At 56.7% G+C, this 17,440-nt stretch carries 17 protein-coding genes; 15 read left to right on the forward strand and 2 right to left on the reverse strand.

All coding sequences use genetic code 11. The features are described from left to right. The first annotated feature begins 68 nt into the window (after positions 1–68). The 15 genes from AB9F27_RS14380 (at position 69) to AB9F27_RS14450 (ending at position 14,606) form a co-directional block, all read left to right on the forward strand. Positions 69–1,097, forward strand: a complete 1,029-nt coding sequence (locus AB9F27_RS14380; protein WP_335585777.1) for a sugar ABC transporter permease — start codon at positions 69–71, stop codon at positions 1,095–1,097. Positions 1,098–1,109: 12 nt separating this feature from the next. Continuing rightward, positions 1,110–1,991 (forward strand): carbohydrate ABC transporter permease, encoded by an 882-nt coding sequence (locus AB9F27_RS14385; protein WP_335585778.1) that lies wholly within the window; start codon positions 1,110–1,112, stop codon positions 1,989–1,991. A 10-nt stretch (positions 1,992–2,001) separates the two neighbouring features. Then, positions 2,002–3,057 (forward strand): sn-glycerol-3-phosphate ABC transporter ATP-binding protein UgpC, encoded by a 1,056-nt coding sequence (locus AB9F27_RS14390; protein ID WP_335585779.1) that lies wholly within the window; start codon positions 2,002–2,004, stop codon positions 3,055–3,057. After that, a complete protein-coding gene (locus AB9F27_RS14395) occupies positions 3,054–3,539 on the forward strand; it encodes an ester cyclase (RefSeq protein ID WP_369756604.1) in 486 nt (161 codons plus the stop codon). Before AB9F27_RS14390 ends, AB9F27_RS14395 begins: the two co-directional genes overlap by 4 nt. 10 nt (positions 3,540–3,549) lie before the next feature. After that, on the forward strand, positions 3,550–4,881 hold the full coding sequence (gene hisD / locus AB9F27_RS14400) for a histidinol dehydrogenase (RefSeq protein ID WP_335585781.1): 1,332 nt from the start codon (positions 3,550–3,552) through the stop codon (positions 4,879–4,881). Next, on the forward strand, positions 4,878–5,633 hold the full coding sequence (locus AB9F27_RS14405) for an SDR family oxidoreductase (protein ID WP_335585782.1): 756 nt from the start codon (positions 4,878–4,880) through the stop codon (positions 5,631–5,633). The genes hisD (AB9F27_RS14400) and AB9F27_RS14405 overlap by 4 nt, the downstream gene beginning before the upstream one ends. Then, entirely contained in the window at positions 5,633–6,646 is a 1,014-nt protein-coding gene (locus tag AB9F27_RS14410; protein WP_335585783.1) for a LacI family DNA-binding transcriptional regulator, read from the forward strand. Before AB9F27_RS14405 ends, AB9F27_RS14410 begins: the two co-directional genes overlap by 1 nt. A gap of 2 nt (positions 6,647–6,648) precedes the next feature. Beyond that, positions 6,649–7,659, forward strand: coding sequence for an ester cyclase (locus AB9F27_RS14415; protein WP_335585784.1), 1,011 nt, complete (start codon positions 6,649–6,651; stop codon positions 7,657–7,659). Next, on the forward strand, positions 7,656–8,639 hold the full coding sequence (locus tag AB9F27_RS14420) for a nuclear transport factor 2 family protein (RefSeq protein ID WP_335585785.1): 984 nt from the start codon (positions 7,656–7,658) through the stop codon (positions 8,637–8,639). Before AB9F27_RS14415 ends, AB9F27_RS14420 begins: the two co-directional genes overlap by 4 nt. Continuing rightward, the gene (locus AB9F27_RS14425; RefSeq protein WP_335585786.1) at positions 8,636–9,598 is read left to right on the forward strand and encodes an ester cyclase; all 963 of its coding nucleotides are present in this window, start codon (positions 8,636–8,638) and stop codon (positions 9,596–9,598) included. The genes AB9F27_RS14420 and AB9F27_RS14425 overlap by 4 nt, the downstream gene beginning before the upstream one ends. Before the next feature lie 150 nt (positions 9,599–9,748). Then, positions 9,749–10,714: a cupin domain-containing protein gene (locus tag AB9F27_RS14430; protein WP_335585787.1), complete on the forward strand. Its 966-nt coding sequence runs from the start codon at positions 9,749–9,751 to the stop codon at positions 10,712–10,714. 40 nt (positions 10,715–10,754) lie between these two features. Beyond that, entirely contained in the window at positions 10,755–11,879 is a 1,125-nt protein-coding gene (locus tag AB9F27_RS14435; RefSeq protein WP_335585788.1) for a cobalamin-independent methionine synthase II family protein, read from the forward strand. After that, positions 11,876–12,574, forward strand: a complete 699-nt coding sequence (locus tag AB9F27_RS14440; RefSeq protein WP_335585789.1) for an alpha/beta fold hydrolase — start codon at positions 11,876–11,878, stop codon at positions 12,572–12,574. Before AB9F27_RS14435 ends, AB9F27_RS14440 begins: the two co-directional genes overlap by 4 nt. After that, complete coding sequence (locus AB9F27_RS14445; protein ID WP_335585790.1) at positions 12,571–13,263, forward strand: RraA family protein; 693 nt, start codon at positions 12,571–12,573, stop codon at positions 13,261–13,263. Before AB9F27_RS14440 ends, AB9F27_RS14445 begins: the two co-directional genes overlap by 4 nt. Beyond that, complete coding sequence (locus AB9F27_RS14450) at positions 13,260–14,606, forward strand: amidase (RefSeq protein WP_335585791.1); 1,347 nt, start codon at positions 13,260–13,262, stop codon at positions 14,604–14,606. The genes AB9F27_RS14445 and AB9F27_RS14450 overlap by 4 nt, the downstream gene beginning before the upstream one ends. On the opposite strand, the gene hisD (AB9F27_RS14455) is transcribed toward AB9F27_RS14450, so the two are convergent. Together hisD (AB9F27_RS14455) and AB9F27_RS14460 are read right to left on the reverse strand one after the other, a co-directional pair. Continuing rightward, positions 14,594–15,883, reverse strand: coding sequence for a histidinol dehydrogenase (gene hisD, locus AB9F27_RS14455; RefSeq protein WP_335585792.1), 1,290 nt, complete (start codon positions 15,881–15,883; stop codon positions 14,594–14,596). The genes AB9F27_RS14450 and hisD (AB9F27_RS14455) overlap by 13 nt on opposite strands. A gap of 257 nt (positions 15,884–16,140) precedes the next feature. After that, positions 16,141–16,620 (reverse strand): heme-degrading domain-containing protein, encoded by a 480-nt coding sequence (locus tag AB9F27_RS14460; RefSeq protein ID WP_335585793.1) that lies wholly within the window; start codon positions 16,618–16,620, stop codon positions 16,141–16,143. Positions 16,621–17,440 lie beyond the last annotated feature (820 nt).

Below are 17,440 nucleotides of genomic sequence, written 5' to 3' on the forward strand. Positions count from 1 at the left end.
GTCGGCTCTCCTCCTTGACGTGCGCAAACCCACCTCGTGTCCTTGAGGGACACAGCAGGAGATCATTCATGCCTCACAAAACGTTTTTGGCCTTCATCTGGCCATCCTTTTTCGCGATGATTTTGTTCATTGCCATCCCGATTATCTCGGTAGGCTATCAATCGTTATTCATCGAGCACGAGAAGATTTTGATCGAAGCGGAAAATTGCGGCCCCTTTGGATGCGTGGCTTCGGTCAGCGTCGATGCAAATGCGATGTCCGCGTTAAGCAAGAGCCAGCCTGCGGGCCGCTTTAACGGATTAGGCACCTACGGCAATGCCAGCCATTTGGCCTATGATGAAATCGGTGAGATATTCGCAACGAGTGAAAACTTTGGTGAAATACGAAATAAAATCATGAATTTGCCGTTCTACAAGGCTTTCATTTTCACCATGAGCTACACCTTTATTGTGACACCATTGGTGATTATTCTCGGTTTCATCATCGCGGTTGTTGTCAATTCCATTCCCAAAATGCTCAAGGGGCCGGTGATCTTCTTTTCTCTGCTGCCGATGATTGTTACGCCTCTGGTGGGATCGCTGGTCCTGTTCTGGATGATCGACAGTCGAGGGATCATTGGGGCGGGGTTGCAAACGCTGTTTTCCGATCCCTCTCTATCCCTCAAAGCGTCGCCGATGCTGACGTGGGTCACATTGTTCGTCTACGGAGTTTGGCACAGCGCGCCCTTTGCCTTCGTCGTTTTCTATGCGGGGCTGCAAACGGTGCCAAAGGATACGCTTGAATCTGCAATGGTCGACGGAGCCAACCGATGGGAGCGCGTGCGCTTCGTCATTGTGCCTTATATGACGCCACTCGTGACCTTCATTGCGCTGATGCAATTAATGGATAACTTCCGTGTTTTCGAACCAATCATCGGCTTCTCGGCCGCGGCGAGTGCGACCTCGCTGAGTTACCTGATCTACAACGATCTGCGCGCCGCAGAGTCCCCGCTTTATGGGTCGGCCGCTGCGACATCGATGCTGACGATTGTTGGCGTATTCATCTTGCTGTTGCCGGTTCTGCGCCGCAATTCGCGCGAATTCAACCGCAAGACTTGAGGAGTCAGAAGCATGTCTAACCCAACACACAAAAAGCCGCTCCCGCTTCTTGCGCTGACAATTGCCTTCGTGCTGATCTGGCTGTTCATCGCCGCCTTCCCCTTCCTGTGGACCATGTGGGGCTCCTTTAAAGTTGAGGGAGATTTCTTTTCCCGCGCAAACTGGATGAACGCGATCACGGGGCCAATCACCGAGCGACAAACGGGGGGGGCCTTCACCCTCAATGGCTATGAGGGCGCATGGATTGAGCAAGAGTTTTGGCGCGCGGTTGTCAACACGGCGACGATCACCCTATCGGTTGTTGTCATCTCGCTGACGCTGGGAACCCTCGGCGGGTACGCTCTGGCGCGCTCGGGGTTCAGATATACGTTCTGGCTCCTCATGGCGGCGCTGATTTTTCGGGCGATGCCGCACGTGACATTGGTTTCGGGCTATTTGCTGCCTTTCTTCCAACTCAATATCTGGGGGTATCAGCTGACCACGATCGTCGTTCTTGTCGCGATCAACCAACCCTTCACCTTGTGGATGCTGCACAGTTTCTTCCTCTCGATCCCAAAGGATTTGGACGAAGCCGCAATGGTCGACGGTTGCACCCGCTTTCAGGCTTTCCGACTGGCAATCATCCCCGTGATGTGGCCAGGTGTGGTCACCACAGGGCTGTTCAGCTTTCTGTTGGCGTATAACGACTTTACCGTAACATCGATGCTGCTGACGCAAGAAAACGCAACGATGATCCCCAAGATCAACGGATTTCTGGGGTCCACGCAAGAGGAAGGCAAGGTCATGTATGCCGTAGCCGCGGTGGTCTCGGCGATTTTACCGCTTTTCGTACTCATCATGTTTTTCCAACGTCAAATCGTAAGCGGTCTGACCGCTGGCGCCGTCAAAGGATAAGGGGCTCACTATGGCCAGACTTCAACTCAAAAATGTAAACAAACGTTGGGGCTCCTTTGTGGGCGTCGAAAACTTCAGCCTAGACATCGCGGACGAGGAATTTCTGGTGCTGCTCGGGCCTTCGGGCTGTGGCAAATCCACGACCATGCGGATGATCGCGGGCCTTGAGGACGTCACGGAAGGCGAGATCATCTTAGGGGATCGTGTCGTCAATAAACTCGAACCCAAGGACCGCGACATCAGCATGGTGTTCCAGTCCTACGGCCTCTACCCGAACCTGTCCGTATATGAAAATATCCGGTTCCCGTTGCGCGTCCGCAAGGTGCCAAAAGAAAAGCACCACGAGATGGTGATGGAAGCCGTGCGGATGACCGAGCTTGAGGATTTCATGCATCGTCGTCCAGCGGAGTTGTCCGGTGGTCAAAGACAACGCGTGGCGCTTGGACGCGCCATTGTGCGCAAACCGACAGTGTTCCTTATGGACGAACCCCTCTCGAACCTTGACGCCAAATTGCGTGTCAGTACACGGGCGCAGATCAAAAACCTGCAATCAAAACTGAAAACCACGACCGTCTATGTGACCCATGACCAGATCGAGGCGATGACCCTCGCTGACCGCGTGGTCGTTATGAATGCTGGCAAAATTCAGCAAGTCGGGACACCGACCGATATTTACGACATGCCCGCCAACACGTTCGTGGCCAGCTTTATTGGATCTCCCGCGATGAACCTTATTGAGGGCACGCTGTCCAATGGCGTGTTCGAAGGTCAAAACATGCGTGTCGAGGGGCTGCCTGCGGGGCCATCGGGCAATGTCACCCTCGGGTTCCGCGCCGAAGACGCCGAGATTGTCACCAGTGGCGGCCAGATCGCGGCACCGATGTATTCGATCGAACTCCTTGGCGAGGCCTCGATGATTACGTGGCGTTTGGCGGGGGCTCTTGTTTCGGTCAAAACCCACAAGGACTATCGTGCAGCGATTGGCGAAGTGGTCGAAGCGCGCATTCCCGCAAGCATCTGTCATCTGTTTGACACGGCGTCTGGCGAAAGGATTGCTCTCCCATGAGTGCACTCACCGAGGCCGAGGCAACACGGCAAGTTATTTTGCGAATGGAAGCCGCACTTGGCGACAATTCCAACGACATGGCCAGCCATTTCCACGAAGATTTCCGCTGGATCGGCAACCAAGGCTGCGGCACCAAGCCAGGCTTGGATGCCTTCCGCAACAATTGGCAACTGCCCCTGCGTGCGGCCTTCACCGAGCGAGAATACAAAACTGATCGCTTTATTTGTGAAGGGGAATGGGCGTCGTGCTTTGGCCATATCGAGGGCACCCATTCGGGCACCTTCATGGGGATCGCGCCCACCAACAAGCGCGTCAAAATTCCCTACATGGACTTCTGGAAAATCGACGGCAACCGCATAAAAGACAACTGGGTATCAGTCGATTTCGCCTTCGTCCTCGCCCAACTTGGCCGCGACGTGTTTAACGGGCACGGCTGGGAAAACTACGATAACGGAACCCTAACACCAACGCACCCTGCATGAGGAATTTGAAATGACTGTGACCTATCTCAAGCGCGGGAAACCCGAATCTGAACGGGCGGCTGATAATGACATTGTGCGGGCCACCGTCGAAGCGGCACTAAAGGATATCGAGGCGCGTGGAGATGTGGCCGTGCGTGAAATGGCCGAAAAGTTCGACAATTACAGCCCTGCAAGCTACCGTCTTTCGGACGCGGACATTCAGGCTTTAATCGCAAAGGTTGATCCGCGCGATCTCGAGGACATTCGCTTTGCACAGGTGCAGGTGCGTAATTTCGCGCAGGCCCAGCGTGACAGTATGCTGGATATCGAAATTGAGACCCTGCCCGGTGTGTTTCTGGGCCACAAAAACATCCCCGTGCAATCGGTTGGGTGCTATGTTCCGGGCGGCAAATTTCCGATGGTTGCCAGCGCCCATATGTCCGTGGCCACCGCCGCCGTCGCTGGCGTTCCGCGTATCATCGCAGCGACCCCTCCCTTCAAAGGCGAGCCCAACCCCGCAGTGATTGCCGCAATGCATTTAGGCGGCGCGCATGAGATTTACGTTTTGGGCGGCATTCAGGGCATTGGCGCCATGGCACTTGGCACCGAGACGATTGAACCTGTGCATATGCTCGTCGGTCCGGGCAACGCCTTTGTGGCCGAAGCCAAGCGCCAGCTTTTTGGCCGTGTGGGGATTGATTTGTTCGCAGGTCCGACCGAAACAATGGTGATCGCCGACGAAACCGCCGCCGACGCCGAACTTTGTGCGACCGACCTTCTGGGACAGGCCGAGCATGGCTACAACAGCCCCTGTGTGCTTTTGACCAACTCCGAAAAATTGGCACGCGCCACAATGGCTGAAATCGACCGCCTCCTGAAAATCCTCCCCACGGCCGACACCGCGTCGAAAAGTTGGGAAGACTACGGCGAGATTATCGTCTGTGATACCTATGACGAAATGCTGGAGGTGGCCGACGATATTGCCTCCGAACACGTGCAGGTCATGACCGACCGCGACGATTGGTTTCTGGAAAAAATGACCTGTTATGGTGCCTTGTTCTTGGGGCCACGCACGAATGTTGCCAACGGCGATAAAGTCATTGGAACAAACCACACTTTACCAACGAAGAAGGCGGGTCGCTATACCGGTGGTCTCTGGGTTGGCAAGTATCTCAAAACTCACAGCTACCAACGGATCACCACCGACGAGGCCGCCGCGGCCATTGGCGCCTATGGCTCTCGTTTGTGTATGCTGGAAGGGTTCGTGGCCCACGCCGAACAATGCAACCTCCGCGTTCGCCGCTATGGGGGGATCAACGTGCCCTATGGCGAACGCGCCCCTTATAAGGAGGCCGCAGAATGACTCTGCCACGTACACCTTCCATGCGCCTCGATGGCAAACGTGCCCTCGTGACGGGTGCGTCGTCTGGAATCGGTCAAGCCTGCGCCGTTGCTTTGGCCGAGGCTGGCGCGCATGTGGTTTGTGCCGCGCGGGGCGTTGAAAAACTATCGGCCACGGTAGATGAAATGGCCAGCAATGGTTGGTCGGCGGAAACGCTGTTGTTGGACCTGTCCAACCTTGAGGCCACGAAGGCCGCAGTGGACGCGCAAGACCCATTTGATATCGTCGTGAATTCAGCTGGGCTGGCCCGCCACTCGCCCGCCTTGGACACAACACCCGAGGACTACGACGCCGTCATGGGGCTCAATCTGCGGTCGGCGTATTTCTTGTCGATCTACGCGGCACGCCGCATGACTGGGGCGGGGTCGATCATCCATATCAGCAGCCAGATGGGCCATGTTGGCGGCATTGATCGCGCCGTCTATTGCGCGTCAAAGCACGGGCTTGAGGGGATGGTCAAGGCCATGGCCATCGAATGGGGACCACGTCAAATTCGCGTCAACACCATTTGCCCAACGTTCATTCGCACGCCACTTACGGCGGTGACGTTCGAAAACCCCGAACGCGCCGCATGGATTACCGAAAAGATCAAACTTGGTCGCGTCGGCGAAGTTGAGGACATCATGGGGGCCGTTCTTTATCTGGCCTCGGACGCGTCCTCTCTGGTAACTGGTACCTCAATGCTCATAGACGGAGGTTGGACAGCAGACTGATGGCAAACGAAAAAATCACATCACTACAAGTCGCGCTAAAGGCGGGCGTTAGTCAATCGGCAGTCAGCCGTGTCTACACGCCCGGAGCCTCGGTTTCAAAAGCAACGCGTGAGAAGGTGGACAAAGCCGCGACAGCATTGGGGTATCGCCCCAACGTTTTGGCCCGTGCAATGATTACCGGAAAAAGCCGCATCATTGGCCTTGTTGTCGCCTATCTTGAAAACCAGTTCTATCCCGAAGTCGTTGAACGCCTGTCAATTGCGCTGCAAGCCGAAGGCTACCACGTGCTCGTTTTCATGGCCGCCCCCACCATTGGCGACGTTCAGGACGTTATGAAAGAAATTCTGGATTATCAAGTGGATGGCATCGTGCTGGCCTCAGTATCCATGTCATCAGAACTTACGGCGCGGTGCAACGATCATGGCATCCCTGTCGTTCTCTTTAATCGGGACCAAGACGATCCGTTGATGTCGTCCGTCACGACTGACAATCGCCGTGGCGGTCGTGAAATCGCAGCGCATTTCGCAGCCCTTGGTCACACGAAAATCGGCTACATCGCCGGATTTGAAGGGGCCTCAACCCAACGTGACCGTGAATCGGGGTTCCGTGACGGGCTTGAAGAGGCAGGCCTTGCCCTGTCCTTTCGGGAGAACGGCGGATTTAAATACGAGATGGCCCGCGCCGCAGCGCTTGAGATGTTTGCCGGCTCCGACCGTCCCGACGCCGCCTTTGTGTGCAACGATCATATGGCCTTCGCGGTGATGGACGCGTTGCGCTCCAAGCTGGGTCTGCGCATTCCCGAAGACGTCAGCATCGCTGGATTTGATGATGTGCCCATCGCCGCATGGCCGGCCTATGATTTGACCAGCTATCGCCAGCCGATCAACCGGATGGTGGCGCAAACCGTCGAGACCATCTTGACCCGCATCAAAGACCCCGCCGCGCCGCCTCAAAAAGTGCAATTTCAAGGCGAACTGATCTTGCGCGGCTCCACCAAGACTTTGAAGGCATAGGGATGCGCGGTTTTAACCCAAAATGGCGTGATGTGCCCGACTATATCATCGGTATAACCAAAGAGATTTGGGAGGATCGCAAGATCGGCTCCCTGCGCGACCTCTATGCCGACGGGCTGATCGTCCGCTCTCCTGCATCGGTGGTGGTCGACAACTCAAACGTCATCGCGGCCACCATGGCAACGCTTGCTGAGTTTCCAGACCGCGAGTTGCTCGGCGAAGACGTTATCTGGTGCGACGATCCCGCAGGCGCGACTGCCACCTCCGATGCCTACCTCTCGTCGCATCGTTTGATCTGCACCGCGACCCATTCACACGCTGGCATGTACGGCCCCCCCACAGGACGTAAAATCGCCTACCGCATCCTTGCAGATTGCGCGATCCGCGACGGCGCGGTTTACGACGAGTGGCTGGTCCGCGACCAATCCGCAATCGTGCAACAATTGGGCTTTGACGTTGTTGAGTGGACCCGCGACCTGATTGCCCGTGAAGGCGGCCCAACGGCCTGCGTGCCGCCCATGACACCCGCGAGCGACGTGGCTGGTCCCTACGACCGCAAAGGCAACGACAATGTATGGGGCGAGCGCTATGCCGCGACGATAAACGCCCTCATGGCCGGCGAGTTGGACGCTATTCCACGCCACTATGATCGCGCCTGCGCGTTGCACTATCCCAGCGGCCAAAACGGACAGGGGTGGGCCGAAGCCGACGCCTTTTGGATCGGCCTGCGCGCCGCCTTTCCCACTGCCACCTTCAAAATCGAACATATCGTTGGCCGCGATGATCCCTTGATGCCACCGCGTGCCGCGCTGCGCTGGTCGCTGCATGGCAAGCACAGTGGCTGGGGCCGGTTTGGCACACCCACAGGTGCCGAGGTCTATATTATGGGCATGTGCCACGCCGAATTCGGGCCATTCGGCGCTGGCGACCCCACAATCCGCCGCGAATATGCGCTCATTGATGAAACAGCGATCTGGAAACAAATTTTACTCCATACAGGACAGCACACATGAAGGGCTTTTCCCCCCAATTCAAAGACTTCCCAGACTACATCTTGAAAATTACCAAGGAAATCTGGGAAGACCGTGGCCTCTCGACGTTGCACCACTACTACGGCAAAGATATCCCGATGCGCTTCCCCTCGGGGCTGGTCACGGGCAATGCAGGCGTCATCGACGGGACGCTCGCGACACTGGCCGAATTTCCCGACCGCCAACTTCTGGGCGAGGACGTCATCTGGTCGCAAGACAGCACAGACCCCGAACGCTACCTGTCTTCGCACCGTGTTTTGACGACTGCCACCCACACAGGGCACGGCCTGTACGGTCCGCCAACGGGCAAAAGTTTCGTGATCCGTGGGATCGCCGATTGCGCCGCCAAAAACGACGTGATCGACGATGAATGGCTGATCCGTGACGCAGGCGGCATTGCGCGGCAACTGGGCTGGGAACCCGCCGACTATGCCCGTTATCAAATTCAGCAAGAGGGTGGCCCCGAGACCTGTCAGCGTCCATTCCACCCGCGCGATGACGTCATCGGCCCCTATACGGGACGCGGTAACGACAACGAATGGGGCCAAAGGCTCGCCTCCATCCTCACCCGCATTATGGACAAGGATTTCACCGTTATCCGCGCCGAATACGACCGTGCCGTGCGCACGGAACATTGGGGATCACGCGGTGGCTGGTCGTATGGCTTTGCCGAGACGGACTGGATGCGTCTGCGCTCGTCCTTCCCGACGGCGACGTTCGAAATCCACCACGTCATTGGTCGATCTGACGCCGGCACTCCCAATCGTGCGGCGGTGCGTTGGTCCCTTACGGGCAAACACAGCGGCCACGGATTTTTCGGAGCGCCAACTGGGGCCGAGATCCATATCATGGGCGCGACCCACGCCGAATGGGGCGAATGGGGCTTGCGGCGCGAATTTACCGTTCTGGACGAGGTCGCGATTTGGAAACAAATCCACTTGCACACCGGAAACGTAGAATGAGCCGTTTTGCCACCCTGCCCGACTATATCCAAGGCGTCACTTACGAGATTTGGGAGGGACGCCAGATCGCGTCGCTGCATGAATCCTATGGCAAGGACATGATCATGCGCTCCACGGCGGCGCTGATCATCGGGACCGAGGGCGTGATAAAGGACACCCTCGCAAGTCAAGCCGTCTTCCCCGACCGCGAAATCCTTGCCGACGACGTGATTTGGTCGGGCACCGAAAAGGACGGCTATCTATCGTCGCACCGCTCAATCATCACGGGGCGACATACGGGCCACGGCGTGTTCGGCCCCCCGACGGGCAAAGTTGTAACGACCCGCTGTATCGCGGATTGTTTCGTGCAAGACGACGTTATTACCGACGAATGGCTCTGCTATGACGTGTCCTCGATGGTGCAGCAAATGGGCCACAGCCCGCGCGATTGGGCCACAGCATCCATTGCACGCGAAGGCGGGCCGGAGACTGCCCAGCGCCCCTTCACCCCCGATCAGGACCGCCCCGGCCCCTATACGGGCACGGGCAATGACCACGACCTTGGCACACGCCTGGCCGATATTTTGACGCATATCATGGACTATGACGTCGCGGTTATTGGCAAAACCTATGATCGCGCGGCCCATATCTACCATGCAGGAAACGTCACGGGCTGGGGACGTTCCTTTGCCGAGGCACAGTGGATGCAATTGCGCAGTGCCTTTCCGGACGCCAAATTCGAGGTGCATCATCGCATTGGGCGCTCAGATCAGGGAGAGCCAGACCGCGCCGCCGTACGCTGGAGCCTGACGGGTCATCACACTGGTTATGGTGTTTTCGGAGCGCCAACAGGAGCACCGGTTCACATCATGGGATTCACCCACGCAGAGTTCGGCCCGTGGGGCTTGCGCCGCGAATGGAGCCTTTGGGACGAGGTCGCGATCTGGAAACAAATCCTCCTTCACGAGGCACAAACATGATCCGCATCGCTCGCACCCTTTTGCATCGTCATGGCGTTCTGGCCAGCTGTCGGGCGCGCAGATTAAACCCGCATCCGCTGGGCCAAATAGCGCCCTCCAAACAGCTACACTAAACCAGATACATCAAGACGTTCTCAGGAGAGACACAAAATGACCCCATCAGAAATGGAAAAACGCATTGTCCGCTATGGCGACCTAATGCCTTGCAAAACTGCCTTTATCGACGCCCACACACCGGGGAGTAACCAAAAAGAAAACTTCACCATCATCGGCGGAGGCGTGTCGGAAAGCGCCGACCAGCACGTCCATATCTCCGATCAAGTGGGCTTTAATATCGGCGCGGCGGGCCAACCTCCCCACTGTCGCAATTCTCTACACAGCCACCGCACAGCGGAAGTGTTTTTCATCCTTTCGGGCCGCTGGAGGTTTTTCTGGGGTCGCTGGGGCGATGCGGGCGAAGTGATCCTTGAAGAAGGGGATATCATCAATATTCCCACGGGCATCTTTCGCGGCTTTCAAAACATCGGCACCGACTATGGGATGATCATGGCCGTCCTTGGCGGCGATGATGCAGGCGGTGGCGTGATCTGGGCCCCCCAAGTGATCACCGATGCCGCCGATCACGGGCTGGTACTTGGCGAAAACGGCAAGCTTTACGACACCAAAAAGGGCCAAAACCTGCCTGCGGATGTGAAGCCGATGCCGTTGCTAACAGAAGAGCAGTTGAAAGATTACCCCGAGCCCACAACCCGCGATGTGGTCCCGCATTATGTCGCGCGCTATTATGATCTCTATGCAATGGGCGATAGCGAACCTGCGAAAGTCATTGGCGAAAACGGCATCTTGCGCGACAAACCGGGGTTTGAGGTGGATTTCATCACCCGTGGTTCGGCCCCGTCAGTGATGCACAGCCACGACAAGAATACCGTTTTGATGCCCATGCGCGGTCATTGGAAACTGACGTATGACGGCGGCAGCGCAACGCTAAATCCGGGCGATACCGTCGCCATTCCACCGAATGTAGCGCACTGCATCACCCCCTCAATGACGGGTGAGTCCTCCCTGTATCGTGTGACGCAAACCGCTGACCCAGCGGGCTTGACGTGGCAAGGATAAATTCGTCAACTGACTGATATAAAAAAGAAAAGAGGCCCCTATGACCAAAATCCTAACCAGCCATGTTGGCAGTCTTCCGCGCACCCAAGAGGTGGTAGATTTCATCTTTGCGCGTGAAAACGGCACGGACTACGATCAGGGGGCCTTTGATGCGGCCATGACGGCGGCGGTGTCCGAAACCGTGCGCCATCAGGTCGCTTCCGGCGTTGACATCGTCAGTGACGGCGAAACCTCCAAGATTAGCTATGCCACCTACGTCAAAGACCGCTACACGGGTTTTGACGGCGACAGCCCACGCAACGCCCCTGCTGACCTCAAACAATTTCCGACCTATCTGAAACGATTGGCCGGCGACGGCGGATCGCCCCAATATGCACGCCCCATGTGCGTGGGCAAAGTGACCTCAAAAGGCCAAGGCGAATTGGAAAAAGACATCGCCAATCTAAAGGCCGCAATGGCGCAACACGGCGCAGAGCGCGGATTTATGAATGCCGCCAGCCCCGGGGTGATTTCACTCTTCCTGCAAAACGATTTCTATCCCACCCGCGAGGCCTATTTGGCAGCTTTGGCGGATGCGATGAAAGCTGAATATGAAACCATTGTCGCCAGTGGTTTAGACCTGCAACTGGACTGCCCCGATCTGGCCTTGTCGCGACACATGTTGTTCAATGATCTGAGCGACGACGAATTCCTCAAAATCGCCGCCTCCCATGTCGAGGCGCTGAACCATGCGTTGCAAAACGTGCCGCAAGACAAGGTGCGCATCCATATTTGCTGGGGCAATTACGAGGGGCCACATGTCTGTGATATCCCTATGTCCAAGATGTTTGACACCCTGATGAGCGCCAAGGCGCGCTATACGTTGTTTGAAACCTCAAACCCGCGCCACGGCCACGAATGGGCGGTATTTCGCGACCGCAAGGCCGATATCCCCGACGACAAAGTGCTCGTCCCCGGTGTGGTCGATACTACGACCAACTTCGTCGAACATCCCGAATTGATCGCGCAACGGATTGAACGCTTTAAAGACATCGTAGGGGCCGAGCGCGTTATCGCGGGCACCGATTGCGGGTTTGGCACCTTTGCAGGCTTTGGCGCGGTCGATCCCGATATCGCCTATGCCAAGCTTTCCGCCCTCTCCGAAGGAGCGAAACTGGCCTCATGATCCCGCTAGTCCTGCTGCCCGGTATGATGTGCGACGCACGGTTATTTGCCCCGCAAATCGCGGCGTTTTCGGCGCATCACGTCGTGCATGTGGCCCCCCTAATCGCCACGCAGACCATCACGGGCTTGGCGCAAAACGTCCTAGGCAAAGCGCCGCCGCGTTTTGCGCTGGCGGGGCTATCTATGGGCGGTATAGTCGCGATGGAGGTTATACGTTTGGCCCCAGAACGCGTGGACAGGATTGCCTTTTTGGATACCAACCCTTTGGCGGAACTTCCCGAAGTCGCAGCCGCGCGCGAACCGCAGATTATCAAGGTACAGACGGGACACCTGCACTCTGTGATGCGCGACGAGATGAAGCCACGCTATCTCGCCGACGGCCCCGCACGGCAAGAGATTTTAAACATCTGCATGGACATGGCAAAAGCGCTAGGCCCCGAGGTTTTCGTCCGCCAATCGCGCGCGCTCCAATCCCGCCCCGATCAGCAGGACACCCTGCGCCACATCACCGTGCCGACGCTCGCACTTTGCGGACGGTTTGACACCCTATGCCCCGTGCAGCGACATGAACTGATCTGTGCATTGGTTCCCAACGCCACTCTTACCGTCATCGAGGGCGCGGGCCATTTACCCACGCTCGAACAACCCGACCTAACAAATGCCACACTCACCCGCTGGCTGGAGACTGATACATGACCCCCGAACTTCTCGCACTCCTGCGCTCTGTTGATACGCCTACCGTCTGCAACGCCATCGAAGTCGCCCAAGGCAAGCGCGGTTTTAACGCCTTCACCCGCGGCACAATGCTGATCAATGATCCCGTCGGCGTGGTTGTCGGCTATGCCAGCACCGCCAAAATTGCCGCCATAACCCCGCCAAGCGAGCCCGCAGATGTGATCCGCGCCCGTCGCATGGCCTATTACAAACAAATGGCAGAAGCCCCCAAACCCTCTGTCTGTGTCGTTGAGGACGAGGACTATCCCCACGCCATTGGCGCCTTTTGGGGCGAAGTGAATACGACAATCCACAAGGGCTTTGGTCTGTCGGGGACGTTGACCAACGGCGTGATGCGCGACCTTGGAGATATGGCACCAGATTACCCCGTGGTGGCGGGTTCCATCGGCCCCAGTCATGGCTTCGTCCACGTCACCGAACTTGACGGCCCCGTGACGATCTTTGGACTAACAGTGTCCCCTGGGGATTTGGTCCACGCGGACCAGCACGGGGCGGTCGTTGTGCCACCCGAGGTGATCGACCACCTCGCCCAAGCAATCACCAAGATGCAGGAAACCGAGCAGTTGGTCCTTGGCCCAGCACAGGAAGCTGGCTTTGATTTCGCACGGTTTGAAAAAGCTTGGGCGAATTTTGAACGCGCACGCACATGAAGATCGATCCCGCCGACCTGTCGATTGACGAAGCCGCGACGGCGCTGCGATCCGGAACGTTAACAGCCACCATCCTTGTCGCGGCACACCTCCAAAGGATCGCGGACCGCAACCCAGCGATTGGCGCGTTTGTGCATGTGGCCCCTGAAGACGCCACGGCCGCAGCACAGGCAGCAGATACCGCTTTTGCGGCAGGGCAGGATTTCGGCCCGCTGCACGGTATTCCCTTCGCAATCAAGGATATTTTCGACGTAGCAGGGTGGCCTGTGCGCTGGGGATCACGCTTGCAAAAAGATCGTATCGCAACCTCCACCGCCCCCTCTGTGCAAACCCTGCTGGACGCAGGTGCGGTTCCTTTGGGCTTGGTTGCGACCTATGAGTTGGCGACCGTTGGTCCCGATCAACACAGCCTCTATGCACAGCCCCGCAACCCATGGAATCCCGCCCATGTGACGGGTGGCTCCTCGTCTGGATCGGCGGCGGCTGTGGCCTCTGGAATGGTACGCATTGCCCTTGGAACAGATACGGGCGGATCGGTGCGCAGCCCCGCGTCCTACTGCGGGGTTGTCGGACTTAAGCCAACTTATGGCGCGGTGTCCCTTGACGGCGTCATGCCCCTTGCCACGGCTCTGGACCATGTCGGCCCGATTGCGCACAACGTCACAGAGGCGGCTGCAGTCTTTGCCGTTCTGACAAAATCTGCACGCGCCGAACTGTTGGGTGTGGTTGGAACGCGTATTGCCTATGGCCGCGCGTGGTGTGCCGACACGGCGGCCGATCCGGCCCTCGAACCCCTGATGGATGAAGCCGCCTCGGTCCTATCCCTTTGTGGCGCCCAAGTGAGCTTGGTTGAATTGCCTGATTATGCCGCCGTTGAAGCCGCGGCAGCCCAAATCATCCTTGCCGGAGAATACGCGTCCCATGGCCATACAATTGAGGCGCAACCGTCGGATGTGGGGCCGGCCGCTGCGAAAAGCATCCTGTCCGGAAAATCCGTCACTTCGCGCCAACTCGTGGCTGCACAGAAATTTGTCGGAGGGTTTGGCGCAGCAGTTGATACACTTCTGAGGGACCATGACGTCCTGATCCTACCAACCACAATGGCCCCCGCGCCACCGTTTAGCGCCTTTGCCGAGGGCAAAACCGTATGGACAGCGATGCGTACCTTGCCATTCAACGTGACGGGCCACCCTGTCCTGAGCGTTCCGATGGGATTTGCCAACGGATTGCCGATGGGCCTACAGATCGTAGGACGGCACGGCGACGAAGCCACCGTGTGCCGTGTCGGCGCGGCTTTTGAAGCCGCCACCGACCACGGCGCGGGCGACCCTTACAGCGCTTGAAGCCGGTCCAGTCGCAACTGGGCCGCGCGTCTGTGACCGTCTAGGCCTTCACTCGTGCTTTGACGCACGGCGGACGGCCCAACGGCCATCACCCCCTCGGGCTCCATCCATTGATGGGTCGCGATTTTCACATAGGTTCCAACCCACAACCCTCCAGTATAACGCCCCGCCGCCATGGTCGGCAGCGTGTGGTTGGTACCACAGCATTTGTCGGAATAGACAACACTCGCCAGCTCGCCGATGAACAAAGAGCCGTAGTTGCGCAGCTTTTCCGCGAAGGCTTTGGGATCAGCTGTATGAACCTGTAAGTGCTCGGCGGCAATGAAATCAGAGTAGGCAATCATCGTGGCCTCGTCGTCGCAAATCGCGATTTCGCCATAGTCCCGCCATGCTTGTTCGGCCGTTTCTGCGGTGGCAAGAACCTTAAGTTGCTTCTCGATCTCGTCTTTGACGGCATGTGCCAAGTCGGAATCCGTGGTGATCAAACCGACACGCGTGCGCACATCATGCTCCGCTTGGGCCAGCAGATCGGTCGCGATCATCTCCGCGTCGCCCGTATGATCGGCAAGGGTGTAAATCTCGGAGGGTCCGGCGAGTTGGTCGATGCCAATTGGCCCAAAAACCTGCCGCTTGGCCTCGTTGACGTATGCATTGCCCGGCCCCACGATCTTGTTAACGGCGGGAACGGTTTCGGTGCCAAACGCCATCGCTGCAATCGCTTGAGCGCCGCCAATGCGGAAAATGCGATCAGCCCCCGCCAAATGACAGCCCGCAATCATCGCCCGATGCGCATTCGGTGGCAAACAAGCGATAACCTCATCCACGCCCGCGACTTTGGCCGGAACAATAGTCATGATCGGCGCGGACAACAGCGGATAGCGGCCCCCCGGCACATAGCAACCCACCCGTTCAATCGGAATAATCCGGTGCCCAAGATGAACACCTTTGCGGATTTCTATTTCAAGTGGCAGCATCGTTTCCAGTTGCGCCTCCGCAAACTTGCGTACGTTTGCAATCGCAAATTCAGTGTCTGCGCGCGTTTGCGGATCAAGCTCCCTGAGAGCGGCTTCGCGGTCCTCAAGCGACACCTCAAATTCGGTCAGATCACTTTGGTCAAACTTCAAAGCAAATTCTGCGACGGCGTGATCACCGTCCTTTTGAACTGCAAACAGGACTTTACTCACCAAATTTGAGATATCCGTCGCGTCTGATGCTCCGTTGTCTTTTGGTTTGCAAAGCTGGTGAATACCCTTGAACGGTGGGCAAGTGGACTGCATAACTTTTCCTATTCGATAGAGATTGAGTGTGAAATTTCTAGAGGAATACTATCAACGTCCAATAATATTGCAAACGTATTCAATCATTCGAAGCGTAATTTTTTCTCGGAAATAGCTTTAGCTGGCGTGAGGTACCCTCACTCCCTAAACGCTTGTCGCGCGTATTTTCACAGATCTGCTCTCAAGCCAGTTGGCGGCAATTGCCAATGGTCGCCAGATGGAAGCTCGGGAAAATTTTCAGCCCCAAGCCGCCGCCATCAAGTTTCCGCCAGCAATTCACCTAGAAACTTTACAACGAGATCATGATCATCCCGTTGCGATAGCCCCGAAACCGTCACCGTCCCAATCGGGCCCGTTTCCTTGATCAGAATTGGAAACGCCCCGCCGTGCGCCGCATAACGGCTCTCCTGCAACAGGTATTTCGCTTCCATTGTTGTTCCCAGAGCGCGCAGGTGCGTCCCCATATAGAACGAGCTATGGCCAAACCGGTTCACGACACGGTTTTTGCGTTGAATCCAGACCTCGTTATCGCGGCGAGCCCCCGTCAGTGCACAGGTAAAAAGGCATTGCCCGTTGCGGGAAATATTAACCGAGATCGGTAAGTCATGTTCCTGACCATGCGCCATCAACCGAGCGCCAAGCGTCAACGCCATATCAGTGCTGAACTTCGGAAACACCAGTTGCGCTTCCTGTGCTGCCAATGTTTCCAAGAGCGCTTTTTCATCTTCAATCGTCATTCTTCAACCTTATCCCTGATGTCACCACAGACATCATTTTAGACACACCGCAAATGGAATGTATTTTCTGCATGTTGTGGGCGTTTCGGGCTTCAATCAAGCCTGCTGTTCGGGCGACCCCCTCAATGGGCAACAAATCCCCGAATGTCGTGGGGTTATCGCGCCGTATTAACGCGATGAAAAGCGAGTTGGCCCGCTTGGCGCAATCGGTACACAGTCGCGAAAACGTCCGGAATTTTCCAACCCTGTAAGGTGATCGCCTGATCTAAGGCCGCCATCTCTCCTACGGGCAAACGGCGGCGGTTAACTTTGATGATCCCTCATTCCTTGCACGCAATGCTAAACGCGCTTTTTAAAGGACTTGGAATTTCGTATACCTTGCATGGCGATTTTAATGGTTTTTAGCGCAATTCAGTAAGAGAAACGCCCCCACAACCCCCTGAATAACCTCATATAAAAAGGGATCTTCACTGCATCGGGTAAAAATACTGGTGCGCTCTAGAAGCAAAGTTTAATGTTTTATTTCAATAATTTGTGAAAAAAATTCGTAAATAGATCGTAATTACGCTTAGGTTTTTTGCTTTCGACTAGTCAAGTTTGAAACGTTCCCTACAGAGCAATTACTGTGACATAAGGAATTCCACAGCTTTGGCCTATTGGGGCAAGGCACCGAGGTCAGCTCAGCGGAGAGGCTGTGTGGAAACCCGGCTGATCTTGGTGCCCTTAAGAGTTTTTGACGTTCGTGTCCATTTTGGCACGATATCGTTATTCCGCTACCCTGATGGATCATGGTGGCGCTCAGGACAGTCTTCGGCCTATC

This window comes from Falsihalocynthiibacter sp. CO-5D18 (genome assembly GCF_041205445.1).
GTDB lineage: Bacteria > Pseudomonadota > Alphaproteobacteria > Rhodobacterales > Rhodobacteraceae > Falsihalocynthiibacter > Falsihalocynthiibacter arcticus.

Coding starts and splice junctions, on each gene's coding strand:
- AB9F27_RS14380 (WP_335585777.1), top strand. CDS start 69: ATGCCTCACAAAACGTTTTTGGCCTTCATCTGGCCATCCTTTTTCGCG.
- AB9F27_RS14385 (WP_335585778.1), top strand. CDS start 1,110: ATGTCTAACCCAACACACAAAAAGCCGCTCCCGCTTCTTGCGCTGACA.
- AB9F27_RS14390 (WP_335585779.1), top strand. CDS start 2,002: ATGGCCAGACTTCAACTCAAAAATGTAAACAAACGTTGGGGCTCCTTT.
- AB9F27_RS14395 (WP_369756604.1), top strand. CDS start 3,054: ATGAGTGCACTCACCGAGGCCGAGGCAACACGGCAAGTTATTTTGCGA.
- hisD (WP_335585781.1), top strand. CDS start 3,550: ATGACTGTGACCTATCTCAAGCGCGGGAAACCCGAATCTGAACGGGCG.
- AB9F27_RS14405 (WP_335585782.1), top strand. CDS start 4,878: ATGACTCTGCCACGTACACCTTCCATGCGCCTCGATGGCAAACGTGCC.
- AB9F27_RS14410 (WP_335585783.1), top strand. CDS start 5,633: ATGGCAAACGAAAAAATCACATCACTACAAGTCGCGCTAAAGGCGGGC.
- AB9F27_RS14415 (WP_335585784.1), top strand. CDS start 6,649: ATGCGCGGTTTTAACCCAAAATGGCGTGATGTGCCCGACTATATCATC.
- AB9F27_RS14420 (WP_335585785.1), top strand. CDS start 7,656: ATGAAGGGCTTTTCCCCCCAATTCAAAGACTTCCCAGACTACATCTTG.
- AB9F27_RS14425 (WP_335585786.1), top strand. CDS start 8,636: ATGAGCCGTTTTGCCACCCTGCCCGACTATATCCAAGGCGTCACTTAC.
- AB9F27_RS14430 (WP_335585787.1), top strand. CDS start 9,749: ATGACCCCATCAGAAATGGAAAAACGCATTGTCCGCTATGGCGACCTA.
- AB9F27_RS14435 (WP_335585788.1), top strand. CDS start 10,755: ATGACCAAAATCCTAACCAGCCATGTTGGCAGTCTTCCGCGCACCCAA.
- AB9F27_RS14440 (WP_335585789.1), top strand. CDS start 11,876: ATGATCCCGCTAGTCCTGCTGCCCGGTATGATGTGCGACGCACGGTTA.
- AB9F27_RS14445 (WP_335585790.1), top strand. CDS start 12,571: ATGACCCCCGAACTTCTCGCACTCCTGCGCTCTGTTGATACGCCTACC.
- AB9F27_RS14450 (WP_335585791.1), top strand. CDS start 13,260: ATGAAGATCGATCCCGCCGACCTGTCGATTGACGAAGCCGCGACGGCG.
- hisD (WP_335585792.1), bottom strand. CDS start 15,883: ATGCAGTCCACTTGCCCACCGTTCAAGGGTATTCACCAGCTTTGCAAA.
- AB9F27_RS14460 (WP_335585793.1), bottom strand. CDS start 16,620: ATGACGATTGAAGATGAAAAAGCGCTCTTGGAAACATTGGCAGCACAG.